Genomic DNA, 14,872 nt, shown 5'->3' on the forward strand with positions numbered 1-14,872 from the left:
TCCTTGTCAGGACGGATGGCCGGCCGTCACGCGGCCAGCGGATAGTGACAGGCGACCGGGTGGTTACCGGCGGCCAGCGGGGGTTCGGTGGTGGCGCAGGTGTCGGTGGCCTGCCAGCAGCGGGTCCGGAACCGGCAACCCGAGGGCGGGTTGACCGGGCTGGGCGGGTCCCCGGCCAGCAGGATCCGCTGGCGCTGCTGACGACCGGCCGGGTCGGGCACCGGCACCGCGGAGAGCAGGGCCCGGGTGTACGGGTGCCGGGGCGAGTCGTACAGGTCGATCTCCGGACCGGTCTCCACCAGCTTGCCGAGGTACATGACGGCCACCCGGTCGGAGATGTGCCGCACCACCGACAGGTCGTGGGCGATGAAGACGTACGCCACACCCAGTTCCTCCTGGATGCGTTCCAGCAGGTTGACCACCTGGGCCTGGACGGAGACGTCCAGTGCGGAGACCGGCTCGTCGCAGACGATCACGTCCGGGTTCAGGGCCAGGGCCCGGGCGATGCCGATGCGTTGACGCTGCCCGCCGGAGAACTGGTGCGGGTAGCGGTCCAGGTGCAGGCTGGCGTCCAGACCGACCAGCTCCAGCAGCTCCTTGATCCGCTCGATGCGGCGACGCCGGTCCAGCACGTCGGGGTGGATCTCGAAGGGCTGGAGCAGGATCTCCCGGATGGTGCGCCGGGGGTTCAGCGAGGTGTACGGGTCCTGGAGCACGATCTGGATCCGGCGGCGCAGGGCGCGCAGCTCCCGCCCCTTGGCCTGGTGCACCACGGACTTGCCGAAACGCACCGCCCCGGAGGTGGGCTGTTCCAGCCCGACGAGCATCCGGGCCAGGGTGCTCTTGCCGCAGCCGGACTCCCCCACCACACCGAGGGTCTCGCCCCGGCGCAGGTCGAAGGAGACCCCGTCGACGGCCTTGACCACCCCGCCGGAGACGAAGGGGACCCGTCCCTTGACGGGGAAGTGCTTGACCAGGTTCTCGACCCGTAGCACCACGTCATCGCTGGGTGGCACCGAGCACCTCCTCGTGGTGGTGGCAGGCGCTGGCCCGCTGGGCGGGCAGCACCTGCAGCGGCGGCAGGGTCACCAGGCACTCCTCGGTGGCCCGGGGGCAACGCAGGTGGAAGGGGCATCCGGTGGGCAGCCGGGCCGGGTTGGGCGGGGCGCCCGGGATGGCGTAGAGCTGCTCGTCGCGCCGGTCCACCCGGGGCATCGAGGCGAGCAGCCCTTCGGTGTACGGGTGCGCCGGCCCGGCGAAGATCTGCTCGACCGTGCCGCGTTCGACGATCCGGCCGGCGTACATCACCGCCACCTCGTCGGCGACCTCGGCCACCACACCCAGGTCGTGGGTGATCAGCAGCAGGCCCATGCCGCTGTCCCGCTGGATCTCCGCCAGCAGCTCCATCACCTGGGCCTGCACGGTTACGTCCAGGGCGGTGGTGGGTTCGTCGGCGATCAGCAGGTCCGGTTCCAGGGAGATGGCCAGGGCGATCATGATGCGCTGGCGCATACCCCCGGAGAACTGGTGCGGGTAGTCGCGCAGCCGGTCCTTGGCGGCCGGGATGCGTACCCGGTCGATCAGTTCGATGGCCCGGCGGCGGGCGTCGGCGCGGGACATGCCCCGGCGTACCCGCAGCACCTCCATGATCTGGTGGCCGATGGTGAAGACCGGGTTGAGGGCGGCCATGGCGTCCTGGAACACCATGCCGATCTCCTCGCCGCTGATCCGCTCCCGCTGCTTGCGGGGCAGGCCGAGCAGCTCCCGGCCCTGCAACCGGACCGACCCGCTGACGGTGGCCGGCGGCGTGTCGAGGATGCCCATCACCGCCTGGGCGGTGACGCTCTTGCCGGAGCCGGACTCGCCGAGGATGGCCAGGGTCCGTCCGGAGTCGACCTCCAGCGACACCCCGTTGACCGCGTTGACCGGCCCGCTGTGGCCGGGGAACGCGACCCGCAGGTCGGCGATCTCCAACAGGGTCATCGCAGCACCCCGGCTCGGCGCAGGAAGTCCCGCACGACCTGCTGGAACAGCTCCGGCTCCTCCAACTGCGGGGAGTGGCCGGAGTTCTCGAAGACCACCAGTTCCCCGTTGGGCACCAGGTCCGCGATGACCTGGGAGGCCTCCACCGGGGTACGCCAGTCGTGCCGGCCCACGGTCACCAGGGTCGGGCAGGTGATCGTGGGCAGCTTCGGCTTCAGGTCGTACCGGGGCATGTTCTGCCCGAAGGCCGCGTTGTGGGTCCGGTAGTGGAACCGGGTGGCGTTAAGCCGCGCCTCGTCCTTGGCCGGGTCGTGCTGGTGGTCGTAGAGCGGCAGGATGGCCCGCCAGTACTCGCGCAACTGCTCGTTGCTCTCGAACCGGCCGGTGCCGATGCGGTCGATGACCCACTCCGGGATCACCGAGCGGTCGGTGTTGCGGGCCCGCTCCACCGCGAGGTAGTCGTGCGAGGTGTCCGCCGCGGTGTCCCGCAGCACCAGGGCGGAGACCCGGTCGGGGTGGGCGATGGCGTACTCCATGGCGATGAACCCGCCGTACGACCCGCCGGCCATGACGATCTTCTCGTAGCCGAAGTGCTCCCGGATGGCGTCCACGTCGGCCACCCACTGCTCGTGGGTGAAGGGCTCGTCGTCGCTGGACTCCCCGGAGCCCCGGGCGTCGAAGACGATGACCCGCAACTGGTCCGAGAAGGGGCCGAAGGAACGCTTCGGCTCGCTGCGCGAACCCAGACCCGGCGCGCCGTGGTGCACGATCATCGCCGGGCCGTCCTCGGGGCCGAAGGCCTCGACGACAAGTTCCGCTCCATTGATTTTCATCGGACCCCCTCGATGATGTTGAACGCCAGGTCGCGCGGGTAGCCGGTGAGCCGGCGCGGACCGTCCTGCTGCACCAGGACCGTGTCGGAGATGCGGTAGCCGGCGTGGCCGGGCACGTAGACACCGGGTTCGCTGGAGAGCAGCATCCCGGGGGCCAGCACGGTGTGATCGCCGTCCTCGACCCACGGCGCCTCGTGGTTCTGCAACCCGATGCCGTGCCCCTGCCGGTGCCGGATGTAGTCACCCAGCCCCTGGTCCCGCAGCACGTCCAGGCAGATCTTGTTGACCTCGGCGCAGGTCCGGCCGACGACCATCGCCTGGGTGCCGATCTCCTGCGCCAGCCGGTCGGCCTCGTAGTAGCGCACCTGCTCGGCGGTGGGCTCACCGATGATGAAGGTCCGCTCGCTCTCCACGAAGCGGCTGGCCACCGCCGCCCCCAGGGAGAGGATCAGGGTGTCCCCCGGCTGTACCCGCCGACGGGTCGGCAGGCCGTGCGGCAGCGCCGAGTTGGGGCCGGCGTAGACCAGGCCCCCGGCCAGCTTGGTGGTGTAGACGACCAGGTCGTAGTTGGCGTACATCTGATCGGTGCCGTAACCGATCACATGCCGGGCGATCTCGTCCTCCCGGGGCAGCGGGCCCCCGGAGGCCAGCGCCTCCTCGATCAGTCCGCGCCCGGCGGCGAGCATCTCGTCGCAGATCCGGGCGGCGGCCTCGTGGAAGGGAATCTCCTCGGGGAACTTGCACAGGCGCAGCTTCGCCACCGCGTCCGTGGTGACCAGTTCCGCGCCGCCGATGGCCCCGGACAGGGCCCGGAAGGCGGCCACGGACACCCCGGCGCTCACCCCGATGCGGCGGCCCGCCCCGCCGGGCCGGGACAGGGCGGCGGCCAGGGTCTCCTCGGCGCTGACCACCCCGGGGTACTCGAAGTAGCTGACCGTCGGCAGGGTCACCCCCTGCTGCGCGGCGTACTCCTCGTCCAGGCGGGGGATGACCAGCAGGGGCTCCCCCTCGCGGGGCATCCACAGGTAGACCGGTCGCTCGGTGGCGATGTAGAAGAAGCCGCTGAGGAAGGCGACCTCCGGCGGCGAGGTGGCCAGGTAGCCGTCCAGGCCGCGCTCGTCGAGCGCCTCGCTGAGTCGGGTACGGACGCTGGTGTAGAAGCTGTCGGGAAGTCGCACTGGTCAGCCTCCGTTGCGGCGGGGGTCACGGGAGTCGTTGAACCGCATTCCGGCGAGGGTCGCGGCGAGCACCAGCAGCAGGATCGCCAGGGACGGGAAGAGGGTCTGCCACCAGGCGATCGCGATGGTGCCGCTGCGCTGGGCGTTGAGCAGGATCCGCCCCCAGGACCAGGCGTCCGGGTCGCCGAGGCCCAGGAAGCTCAGGCCGGCCTCGGAGATCACCGCCCGGGAGGCGGTGAGCAGCACGCTGACGACCATCAGGGAGACGACCGCGGGCAGGATCTCGCGGGTGACGATCCGCCAGCCGGTGGCGCCGAGTACCCGGGCCCCGTCGATGTAGGGCATCGCGCTGATCACCAGCCCCTGCGAGCGGATCAGCCGGGCCACCTCGGGCCAGGCGAAGAACCCGATGATCAGGGTCAGGGTCACCACGCTGGGGCTGACCACCGCCGCCAGCATGATCATCAGGGGCAGGGTGGGCAGCGCCAGCATCACGTCGGTGATCACCGTGGCGACCGCGTCGATCGGACGGAAGTACGCCGCCGCCAGACCGATCGTGGTGCCCAGCACGAGCGCGATCAGCGAGGCGGCCAGCCCGATCACCAGACTGGTCCGGGTGCCCCAGACCACCTGGGCGAAGACGTCCTGACCCAGGTCGTCGGTGCCGAACCAGTGCGCCCCGGAGGGCGGCTGAAGCACATCCGGCCCGGCGCCGCTGGGCTCGTCGGCGATCAGCGGCGCGAAGACCGCCATCACCACCATCACCAGCAGCACCAGCACCGACAGCGCCACGGTGGGCTGCCGCAGGTAACCCAGCCAGGAGGACCGCTTGGACGCCGTCGGCGCCGACGGCGGTGCCGGCTCGGTCAGCACAGGGGCACTCACGGCACCCTCCCTTCGTTCACGGTGGCGGGGACGCGCACGGCTGCGGGGTTCACAGGCGGATCCGGGGGTTTAGGACGGCGTAGAGCATGTCGGTCAGGGCGTTGGCGAACACCACCGTGACGGCGAGCATGATGAACGCTCCCTGGATCACCGGGTAGTCCTGCTGACCCACCGCCTCGTAGATCAGGCGGCCGACCCCGGGATAGGCGAAGACCGTCTCGGTCAGCACCGCGCCGCCGACCAGGGTGCCCAGTTGCAGGCCCATCAGGGTCAGTGCCGGCAGGATGGCGTTGCGCAGGCCGTGCTTCCAGACCCGGCGCCGAGCCGACAGGCCCCGGGCCTGGGCGGCCCGGATGTAGTCCTCACCGAGGACCTCGATCATGTTGGTCCGCAGGGTCAGCGCGTACGGGCCGAGCTGCACCAGGACCAGGGAGAGCACCGGCAGCACCAGGTGGTGGGCCAGGCTCAGGTAGGCGCCCACCCCCCGGGTGTCCGGGTCGATCGCCCCACCGATCGGGAACCAGCCGAGCTGGGCCCCGAAGAAGACCAGCAGCAGGATCGCGACGCTGGGCACGAAGAGGGCGTTGGCACTGATGCCGAAGCCCTGCAGGGCCCGGTCGAGCCACTTGCCCCGGTTGACCGCGGCGGTCACCCCGATCGGGATGCCCACCGCGACGGTCAGCACGAAGGCGCACCCGGCCAGCAGCAGGGTCCAGGGCAGCCGGTCGACGATGATGTCGGTGACCGGTTGGATCTGTCGGAACGAGATGCCCAGGTTGCCCTGGACCAACTCGCGCAGGTACGACACGTACTGCTCCCACAACGGACGGTCCAGGCCGTACGTCTTGAGCAGTGCCGCCTGCATCTCCGGGGTCATGTCGCCCTCGACCATGAGGGTCGTGGGGTCCCCCGGCAGCAGCCGGAGCAGGAAGAACGTCGAGGTGATCGCGATCCACACGGTCAGGACGGCCTTCAGTGCTCGGCTGAGCACGAAACGCAGCACGGGGGACCCCTCCTTTCCCTCTGGTTGGGGGTTACTTGACCGGAGTGACCTGGGCCAGCGAGTACGCGGTGACCATGCCGAGCAGGTCAGACGGCGACGGAACGAAGCCGGTGAACTTGCTGGAGTTGTAGGCGAACTGGAAGTTCTCCACGTACAGCGGGGTCAGGTACGCCTGCTCGTGCACGACCTTGTCGATGTTCTTGATCTTGGTCTTGAACTCTTCGGGGTCGGTGGTGCCGGCCGCGTCGTTGATCAGCGCGTCCATCTCGGCCGACTCGAGCAGGTTGTAGTTGATGCCACCCGGGTTGCTGGACAGGTAGGTGCTGCGCAGCTGGTCCATCGGGTTGTCGAACACACCCCACTGGGAGGCGTCGATGTCGTACTCACCGTTCTTGGTGCGGGTGAGGAAGGTGTTGCGCTCGACGCACTCGTTCTCCAGCTTGATGCCGGCCTTGGCCGCGCTCTCCCGGAAGAGCTGCACCACCCGGGTGATGTTGGCGTTGGACTGGTCGCAGGCCACGCCGAAGGACAGCTCGTCGAAGAAGCCGTCGTTGTTGCCGTCCTGGTAACCCGCCGCGCTCAGCTTGGCCTTCGCGCCCTCCGGGTCGAAGGGGTACGGCTGGAGCTCGGTGTTGTCGTACTCCGAGAAGATCGGCGAGATCGGACCGGCCATCTGCTGGCCGTCACCCTGCAGCACCGCGGCGATGATCGCCTTGGTGTCCACCGCCATCGACAGCGCCTGCCGGACCTGCTGGTCGGCGAGGTACTTGTTCTTCATGTTGTAGGTCAGGTGGGCGAAGCCGAGCGCCCCGACCTTCTCCAGCTTGATCTTGTCGTCGCCCTCGAAGGTCTTCGCCGCCGAGATCGGCACCGGGGTACCCATGAGGTCGATGTCGCCGTTGCGCAGCGCCAGCATCATCGTGTTGACGTCCGGGTAGACCCGGTACTCGACCTGGCTGACCGCGGCCTTACCGCCCGGCGCGAGGGGGTAGTGCTCGTTGCGCTTCATCACGTAGCGCTGGCCCTTGGTCACGCTGTCCAGCACGAACGGTCCGGCACCGACCCAGTTCGAGTCGTTGGCGAACTTGGAGAGGTCGCCGGCTGGCTCGAAGATGTGCTTCGGCACGACGGACATCCAGAAGCCGACACCCTCGGCGAACGGCGCGTACGGCTGGGAGAGCTTGAACTTGACAGTGGTCGCGTCCGGGGCCTCGATCGACTCGACCCAGGTCAGCTTGGCCGCGACGTTGCCGAGCTTGTACTCCATGATCTTCTCGGCGCTGAACTTCACGTCGTCGGCGACGACCGGCTTGCCGTCGGACCACTTGAAGTCGTCCCGCAGCACGAAGACGGCGGTCTTGCCGTCATCCTCGTAGCGGTACTCCTTGGCCAGCTCCGGCGACTTCTTCGCGTTCTCGTCGATCCGCAGCAGGTGCGGGTACATCGCGTTGAGAATCCACGAGTCGGTCTTGCTGAGCGACTGGAGCGGGTTGAAGTTGCTCACGTCGGTGGTGGTGCCGATACGCAGCACCGCCTCCGAGGACGAGTTGCTGGAGGACGAGTTGTTGTCCTCGTTCAGGCCGCAGCCGGAAACACCCAGCGTGGCCACCACGCCGAGCGCGACAGCGAGCCGCCAACGACCCTTCACTGCCATTTTCACCAAACCTCCTGAAGAACCCGGATGATGTTGCCGCCGATGACCTTGGCGATCTCGTCGTCGGAGTAACCGTGTGTGACCAGCCACCCGACGATGTTGCTGAAGCACTCCGCCGGGTTCTCCATGCCGCTCACGTACGGAACCCGCGGGTGGTCCACCACCCCGTGGGCCTTACCGATCGCCAGGTGCTGGGTAAAGCTGTCGTGCAGGCCGACGTGGTCACCGAAGTTGGTGTCCGGGCCGAACGCGACGTGGTCGATGCCGACCAACTCCACGCAGTAGGTGAAGTGGTCCATCACCGACTCGATGGAATGGTGTGGGTGGCCCGCCGAGAGGGTGGTGTGCGGAGCGGCCTCGATGCCGATCACGCCACCCCGTTCGGCGCAGGCCCGGATCACCTCGTCCGGCTTCATCCGAGGGGTGTTCCAGACCGAACGGGCACCGGCGTGGGTGATGAACACCGGCACCCGACTGGCCTCGATCACATCCAGCGAGGTCTGGTCGCCGGAGTGCGAGATGTCGATGGCGATACCGAGCTTGTTCATCCGGTCCACCGCGCGCCGCCCGAAGTGGGTCAGCCCGCCGTCACGGTCCTCGGACAGGCCGGATCCGAGCATGTTCGCCTGGCTGTAGGCGATGCCCATCTGGCGTACGCCGAAGCCGTAGAGGATGTCGATCCGGTCCAGCTCGTTCTCGATCATCGTGGCCGCTTCCAGACCCGCCACCAGGGCGATCTGGCCGTTGCGCTTGGCCTCGAAGATCTGTTCCAACGTGGTCGCCACCACCACGTGGTCCTGCTTGGCGATGTCGGCGAAGCGCAGGCCGATGTCGTAGATGACGTCGTCCCACTTCCAGGCGTGCTCACTGGTCACGCAGCCGGTGCCGTTCATGAAGTTGTCGAAGACTGCGGTCATGCCGGAGCGGGCCAGGCCCTCGAAGCCGAACGAGTTGCGGCCGGTGCGGTTGTAGTCGCGCAGCTGCGTCACGTCGGCCGGCAGGATCTTCGGGTGCTCGTGCAGCGAGATGGCCATGTGCTCGCGCAGCAGCCGGGCCACCCGGGCGTACTGCTCGGCGTTGAGACCCAGATCGTGCTCCGGCACACGGCCGAGCTGCGGAGCCAGCTCGAAGACCTTGTAGTCGACGTGCGGCGTCAAGTAGTCGAAGGACTGGTATCCGGCGTACCGGGGGGCGGGTTCCTGCACTCGTCAACTCACCTCGTCAGTTAAGCGGCACGAGGAATGAGGTCCGACCTCATGCCTTGCGGCAACATACCGAGGAAAACTCGCGTCAGGTAAGACCCCGTGACCTGTTCGTTATCCGGAAACGCCAACATTCCCGCAGGTCAGGACGGTTGTACGGTCGGCTGAGCCACCCCGACACCGAACACCTGAGCCCGGCTGGACGAACAGCGGAACTGGCCCACCGGACCGCCACCCGAAGGTAGGTGGTCAGACCAATTCGGATGGGGTGGCACAAAAAAGTAGGCCCCCTGCGAGAGGGGGCCTACTTTTGGTGGGGTGACTGATGGGAATTGAACCCACGACAACCGGGACCACAACCCGGTGCTCTGCCAACTGAGCTACAGCCACCATGCGCCTCGCCCGGCCTGCGGGCGGTGCGAGGAAATCATACCCCCACCACCGCTGAACGCGTCCAGCGGGTTGTGCGGTGGTTCAGAGGCCGGCCGCGATGCCCTTGGCGGTGTCCACGTCCGGGCCGGGCAGCGGCACGAAGATGGTCCGCCGGTAGTACTCCAACTCCCGGATGCTCTCCCGGATGTCGGCCAGGGCCCGGTGGGCCAGACCCTTCTGCGGCTGACCGAAGTACACCCGGGGGTACCAGCGCCGGCACAGCTCCTTGATCGAGGACACGTCGATCATGCGGTAGTGCAGGTGGGCGTCGAGGCGCTGCATGTCCCGGGCGATGAAGCCCCGGTCGGTGGCGATCGAGTTGCCGCACAGCGGCGCGGTACGCGGATCCTTGACGTACCGGCTGACATAGTCGAGCACCATGTCCTCGGCCTCGGCCAGGGTGACCGTGGAGCGGCGTACCTCCTCGGTGAGCCCGGACTTGGCGTGCATCCTCCGAACGATCTCCGGCATCGCCGCCAGCGCCTCGTCGTCGGCGTGGATCACCACGTCCACACCGTCACCGAGCACGTTGAGATCGGGATCGGTGACCAACGCGGCGACCTCGATCAGCTTGTCGCTGCCGAGGTCCAGCCCGGTCATCTCACAGTCAATCCAGACGAGAAGATCAGCCACCGGCACAGCCTACGCGCAGCCCAAGCCTCGTGGCTGCACGCCGTCGCGGCCACCGACCGCTAGGGTTTCCCCGTGCCCGCCGATCCCGCCGAACCCCGTACCGTCGATGTGACCGACCCTGGTGCCCGCCGGGCCCGCCGGGTCCTCGGGGCGCTGGTACTGGCGGCGGCGCTACCTGCGCTTTACCTGCCCGGCAGGACGCACAACTTCTTCGATCTGAAGATCTACATGTCGGCAATGGAGTGGTGGGCCGCCGGCAACCCCCTCTACGACTACGTGCAGCCCGATCGGGTGCAGGGTGAGTTGTACTTCACCTATCCCCCGTTCGCCGCCCTCCTGCTGCTGCCCTTCGGTCACCTCAAGCTCGGCGCCACCGTGGCGATCTTCACCGGGCTGACCCTGTTGGGGGTGCTGGTCACCACGAAGTGGCTGCTCGATCCGGTGATCCGCCGGCACCGGCTGCCGTACCTGTTCACCCTGGCGGTGGGGGCGCTGTTCGTGCTCGGGGTGGAGAGCACCCGGGAGACCATCACCTTCGGTCAGATCAACATGCTGCTGGTGGTGCTGATCCTGGCCGACCTGCTGTTCGCCGTACCCCGGGACAGCCGGTGGGCCGGAGTGGGCATCGGGCTGGCCGCGGCGCTCAAGCTGTTCCCCGGCATCTTCGTGGTCTACCTGCTGGCGACCCGGCGGTGGCGGGCGGCGGCGGTGGCGACCGCGACGGCCGCCGGGGCCACCCTGCTGGCCGCCGCGGTGGCACCGGCGGACTCGTGGCGGTTCTGGACCCACGAGCTGTGGGCCACCGACCGGGTAGGCCGCACCGACTACACCGGCAACCAGTCCCTGTTCGGGCTGCTGAGCCGACTCACCGCACCGGAGGACCCGAGCCGACTGATCTGGCTGCCGTTGGTCGCGGCGATCGTCGGGTACGGACTGTGGCGGGCGGTGCGCGCCTCCCAGGCCGGTGACGCCCTGACCGGCCTGACCCTGACCGGCCTGGTCGCGGCGTTGATCAGCCCGATCACCTGGACCCACCACATCTACTGGTTCATTCCGGCGGTGGTGCTCCTGGTCGACGCGATCCTGCGCGCCGACCCGTACACCGCCGAGGGGGCCCGCCGCCGCCGTCGGCTGGGAGCCGTAGCCCTCGGCACCTGCATGATCATCGTGTACGGCGTGGTGTCCTTCTACGACTGGGGCATCGCCCCCGTACCGACGGACACCCCCTGGGAGTTCCTGGGCCGCAACGCCTACGTCCTACTCTGCCTGCTCCTCCTGTCCACCCTCCCCATCCGCACCCCCACCCTGACCCCCACCGCCCCCTCCCTGACCCCCACCCACCCCTCCCCCTCTCCACCCCCTCTTCCTTCCGTTGATCATGAGGTTGGCGGCAGTCTGAAGATCAACGGCCGCCGCCAACCTCATGATCAACGGGGCTAGTGGGGTGGGTGGGTGGGTGGGGTGGGGGCGATGGCTAGTAGTTGGCGTTGCGGGGAGCGGCGTGGGGTGGGGGTGCCCAGGTTGGTGAGGGAGCTGATGCCCAGGCGGCCGGCGAGTACCGGGACCTGATCCGGCTCGACCACGAAGACCACCTCGCGGGGGTGGAGCGGGCGCAACAGGAGCACCCCTGCGACGGTCACCAGCAGGGTGCCGGCGGTCAGCGAGCCCCAGGTGGCCGGGGCGAGCCAGCCGGGCCGCAGTTCGGCCCGCAGTTGCAAGGTCAGGTCGTCCCGGCCGTCCGTACCCATCAGCACCAGGCTGAGTTGTCGGCCGACCAGCTCCTCCGGAGTCCACTCCAGGGTTCCGATGCCGGCGCGGGTCCAGAAGGTCTGCGCGCCCGGTCCGGCCGGCAGGCTCGCCGCCTGTCCGTCGGGCGGGGTGACCTGCGCCAGTCGGACCGGCAACGGCCCCCGGGTCAACGCCATCCGCTCGACGGCGGAGTACGGCGCAGTCGCCAGCCACTGGCGCACCTCGCCGACCGGGGCCAGTCCGATGAAGGCCGGACCCTCCGGGGTGTGGGCCTCCAGCCGCATCCGGGTCTCGCCCAAGTGAACCAGGGGCACCTCCTTGCGTACCAGGGCCGCGAGGTCGGTCACCACCACCGCGTGCCCGTCGGTCTGCACCGTCTCCAAGCGGGCCGCGTATCCACCGCCCGGATCGGCCCGGCCGGTCAGCAGACCCAGTGCGGCGGCGCCGATCAGCGCGGTCATGCCGACGGCCAGCAACAGCATCCCGGCCAACCTGTGCACTAAACGCATCCGCAGCATCCCTCTCCGTAGCCAGACACCCGGCCGACCTTACCGAGGACACCGGGCCGATCAGCGGATATCCGGCAGGCACCCGGACAAGATCCGGCCGACACACCGGCGGCACCGGCCGCGAGCAACGGGCGCAGGCGGCAGCCGGACCCGCCTCGGAAAAGGGTGAGACCCGCCGGAGTGGCCCCGGCGGGTCTCGTGGTGATCGAGGGTCAGGAGGTCGGCGTCGCCTCGCCGCTTCGGCCTGCGGCAACCCGTCCGGTACGGGCGAACGCCAGGCCACCCAGCACCAGTCCGGCCAGCCCTGCCACCAGCCCGGCGACCCCGAGCCCGACCGCCAGCCCGTTGCCGTCCTCGTCGTCGTCCTCGGTCGCCCCGGCGGCCGTGCCGGGTGCCTCGGCGGCGGGTGATTCGGCGGCGGGTGATTCGGCCGGCGCCCCGGTCGGAGTGTCGGTGGCCGCGGTGAGGGTGAGCACCGGGGCCGGGGTGGCCGGCTCCTCGCCACCGGGCTGCGGCTCGTCGATCCAGCGCACCACGCCGCCGTCGGAGTAGGTCTGGAGGGCCTTGAAGATCATCTGGTCCACCTCGGGCAGCGGGCCCATGGAGACCGGGAACTCCTGGAAGGTGCCCGGGGCGATGGCCGCCGCGGCGCCGTCCGCCGTCCAGGTGATCTTGGCGATCACCTCGGAGATCTCGGCGCCGTGCACCTGCACCGGCGGGTCCACCCGACGCTTCTCCACCGCCACCTGCCAACCCGGCACCGGCATGGTCGACACCGAACCGACCGGGGCGTTCTCCGGCAGGAAGATCTCCAGTTTGGTGGTCGAGGCCTCATCACTCTCGTTCGGCACCCGGAAGGCGAAGCGACCGTAGCCGCCCTGCTTCGCCTCGCTGGGGCTGATCGACACGTGCGCCGACGCGGGAGCCGCGAAACCGAAAACGGCCGTGGCCACGGTGCCGAGCATCAGGGCCAGGACGGCACCCACGGTACGCCGGTGACGGATCATCGATGGAACCCTCTCTATCGGATTTCCACGGTGGCGGTCACCGTGGCCTGGTCGATCTCGGTGGTACGAGCGGTCACCCGCAGTTCCCACTCCCCCGCCGACGGCAGGTTGATCTCACCGGTGGCGTGGTTGTCGGTCAACGGCAGCAGGGGTACGTCGATCGCCTCGATGCCGGCCGACGGCAGCGCGACCGTGGCCTTCCACTCCTTGATCGGCAACGGCTGGTTGTCCAGGGTGTAGGCGTAGAAGTGGACCGAGTTGTTGCCCCGCTGGGCGGGTGCCATCTCGATCTGCATGGAGAACAGGCTGCTCTGCACGGTGGTGGTGAAGTAGCCGCTCTGGGCACCGGCCACATCGGCCCCGGCGGTACGGGCCGGCGGGGTCTGCACCAGCACCGAGGTCACCGCCAGCACGACCGCGGTGACGACCAACTCGACCCAGACCGCCCGGCGCATCGGTGCCGGGCGGCTGGCCGCGATCCGCTTGCGGACCAGGTGCCGTGAGTACGCGGCCACCCCGATCACCAGCGCGAACAGCCCGACCTTGGCCAGCACCAGCCGGCCGTAGGTGGTGTTCACCAGGGCCGTCGGGGTGGCCACCTCGATCAGGGCCTGGACGATGCCGGCGAGCAGCAGCGCGGAGACCGCCAGAGCCGCCCACCGCGACCAGATCGGCAGGATCGCCCCCAACTCCCGCTCGTCGGCCCGGGGCAGCAGGAACACCACGAGCATCACCAGGCCGCCCAGCCAGACGGCCATGCTGCCCAGGTGCACCGCGTCGACGAGCACCGACACGGCCGGGGCGGGGGAGGCCGCCGGGTGCCCGGCCAACGGCCAGGTGAGCAGTGCCGCCCCACCGAGCACACCGAGGATGATCAGGTCGGTACGGCCCGCCGCCCCGGCGAACAGGGGCCGGAGCAGGACGGCTGCGGCGGCCAGCAGCCCCAGCCGGACCAGGTGAGCGGCGCCGAAGGTGCTGCCCAGGACCAGGCCCAGGCCGGCGCCGGTGATGTCGAAGGGGCCACCACCATTGGTGTAGGGCACCTGCAACAGGGTCGTCGCGACCGTGGACAGGGCGACCAGTCCGAGACCGATCCAGGCCAGCCTGGTCGGCCCGGTCCGGGGCAGGCGACGCGGCCAGAGCACGGCCAGCACCAGGCTCGCGCCGACCAGGAGCAGCAGCCCGGCGTACCCGACGAACTTGCTGACCTTGACCGCGTTGCTGACCACCGGGTCGGCCCGGCTGTCGTCGCCGGTGTCCACCGGCGGCTCGGAGGGGGCGCCGACGGAGTAGGTGAACGCGCCGGAGACCGGGTGGCTGTCGGCGGAGATCACCCGGTAGGTGACCAGGTAGGTGCCGTTGCCCCCGGAGGTGTCGACCGGGATGCTCACCAGGCTGTCGGCGAAGGTGGGTTCACCCCGGTCGACCCGTGAGCCGTCCGGAGCGATCACTCGGATCTTGTCCGGCACCTTGCGGACCGGCTCGCTGAAGGTGAGCACCACCTCGGTCGGTGCGTTCGGCACCACGGAGGAGGCGGCGGGGCTGGAACTGGAGAGCACGGCGTGCGCTGCGGCCGGGCTCGCCGGGGCGAGCAGCAGCGCGACGACGGTCACCAGCAGACCGGCGGCGGCGGTCAGCCGCGCGAATCGGCGGCGAGGGGCGGCAGTCATGCAGGCCATGCTCGCCGATTCGGGGCCGGGAGTCATGCTCGGGTAGTCGGATGCCGAGGTGAAAAAGTTCCCGGCGTGGCGCACTGCATTGGAAGGGCCGAAGGACCCTGCTGCTCAGCACGCCGCCGCGTAAC

Annotated in this window: 11 protein-coding genes, 1 tRNA gene and 2 pseudogenes; 1 reads left to right on the forward strand and 13 read right to left on the reverse strand. The window is 69.4% G+C overall.

Annotation, left to right across the window (positions count from 1 at the left end; genetic code table 11):
• Nucleotides 1–26: 26 nt before the first annotated feature.
• The 10 genes from ACLQ2T_RS17435 to orn form a co-directional block, all read right to left on the reverse strand.
• Nucleotides 27–1,016 (reverse strand): ABC transporter ATP-binding protein, encoded by a 990-nt coding sequence (locus ACLQ2T_RS17435; RefSeq protein ID WP_327022435.1) that lies wholly within the window; start codon nucleotides 1,014–1,016, stop codon nucleotides 27–29.
• The gene (locus tag ACLQ2T_RS17440; protein WP_425767398.1) at nucleotides 1,000–1,983 is read right to left on the reverse strand and encodes an ABC transporter ATP-binding protein; all 984 of its coding nucleotides are present in this window, start codon (nucleotides 1,981–1,983) and stop codon (nucleotides 1,000–1,002) included. The genes ACLQ2T_RS17435 and ACLQ2T_RS17440 overlap by 17 nt, the downstream gene beginning before the upstream one ends.
• Nucleotides 1,980–2,816, reverse strand: coding sequence for an alpha/beta fold hydrolase (locus ACLQ2T_RS17445; protein ID WP_425767400.1), 837 nt, complete (start codon nucleotides 2,814–2,816; stop codon nucleotides 1,980–1,982). Before ACLQ2T_RS17445 ends, ACLQ2T_RS17440 begins: the two co-directional genes overlap by 4 nt.
• A complete protein-coding gene (locus tag ACLQ2T_RS17450; RefSeq protein WP_425767402.1) occupies nucleotides 2,813–3,994 on the reverse strand; it encodes a M24 family metallopeptidase in 1,182 nt (393 codons plus the stop codon). Before ACLQ2T_RS17450 ends, ACLQ2T_RS17445 begins: the two co-directional genes overlap by 4 nt.
• Before the next feature lie 3 nt (nucleotides 3,995–3,997).
• Nucleotides 3,998–4,879, reverse strand: coding sequence for an ABC transporter permease (locus tag ACLQ2T_RS17455; protein ID WP_425767404.1), 882 nt, complete (start codon nucleotides 4,877–4,879; stop codon nucleotides 3,998–4,000).
• A gap of 49 nt (nucleotides 4,880–4,928) precedes the next feature.
• Entirely contained in the window at nucleotides 4,929–5,882 is a 954-nt protein-coding gene (locus tag ACLQ2T_RS17460) for an ABC transporter permease (protein WP_327022440.1), read from the reverse strand.
• A 31-nt stretch (nucleotides 5,883–5,913) separates the two neighbouring features.
• Entirely contained in the window at nucleotides 5,914–7,536 is a 1,623-nt protein-coding gene (locus ACLQ2T_RS17465; RefSeq protein ID WP_425767564.1) for an ABC transporter substrate-binding protein, read from the reverse strand.
• 2 nt (nucleotides 7,537–7,538) lie between these two features.
• The gene (locus tag ACLQ2T_RS17470; protein ID WP_425767407.1) at nucleotides 7,539–8,741 is read right to left on the reverse strand and encodes a dipeptidase; all 1,203 of its coding nucleotides are present in this window, start codon (nucleotides 8,739–8,741) and stop codon (nucleotides 7,539–7,541) included.
• A gap of 311 nt (nucleotides 8,742–9,052) precedes the next feature.
• A tRNA-His gene (locus ACLQ2T_RS17475) sits at nucleotides 9,053–9,128 on the reverse strand.
• A gap of 84 nt (nucleotides 9,129–9,212) precedes the next feature.
• Nucleotides 9,213–9,809 (reverse strand): oligoribonuclease, encoded by a 597-nt coding sequence (gene orn / locus ACLQ2T_RS17480; protein WP_425767409.1) that lies wholly within the window; start codon nucleotides 9,807–9,809, stop codon nucleotides 9,213–9,215.
• A 66-nt stretch (nucleotides 9,810–9,875) separates the two neighbouring features.
• Between orn and ACLQ2T_RS17485 the strand changes: the two are divergent.
• Nucleotides 9,876–11,147 (forward strand): annotated as a pseudogene (locus ACLQ2T_RS17485) (glycosyltransferase family 87 protein); the annotation flags it as partial.
• A gap of 101 nt (nucleotides 11,148–11,248) precedes the next feature.
• Here ACLQ2T_RS17485 and ACLQ2T_RS17490 read toward each other — a convergent pair.
• The 3 genes and pseudogenes from ACLQ2T_RS17490 to ACLQ2T_RS17500 all read right to left on the reverse strand — a co-directional run.
• Nucleotides 11,249–11,530, reverse strand: a pseudogene (locus ACLQ2T_RS17490) (hypothetical protein); the annotation flags it as partial.
• A 743-nt stretch (nucleotides 11,531–12,273) separates the two neighbouring features.
• Nucleotides 12,274–13,068, reverse strand: a complete 795-nt coding sequence (locus tag ACLQ2T_RS17495) for a YcnI family protein (protein WP_425767411.1) — start codon at nucleotides 13,066–13,068, stop codon at nucleotides 12,274–12,276.
• A 14-nt stretch (nucleotides 13,069–13,082) separates the two neighbouring features.
• A complete protein-coding gene (locus ACLQ2T_RS17500; RefSeq protein WP_425767413.1) occupies nucleotides 13,083–14,738 on the reverse strand; it encodes a copper resistance CopC/CopD family protein in 1,656 nt (551 codons plus the stop codon).
• Nucleotides 14,739–14,872: the final 134 nt, after the last annotated feature.

Origin of the sequence: Micromonospora sp. DT229 (assembly GCF_049844505.1) — a bacterium.
Classification (GTDB): Bacteria; Actinomycetota; Actinomycetes; order Mycobacteriales; family Micromonosporaceae; genus Micromonospora.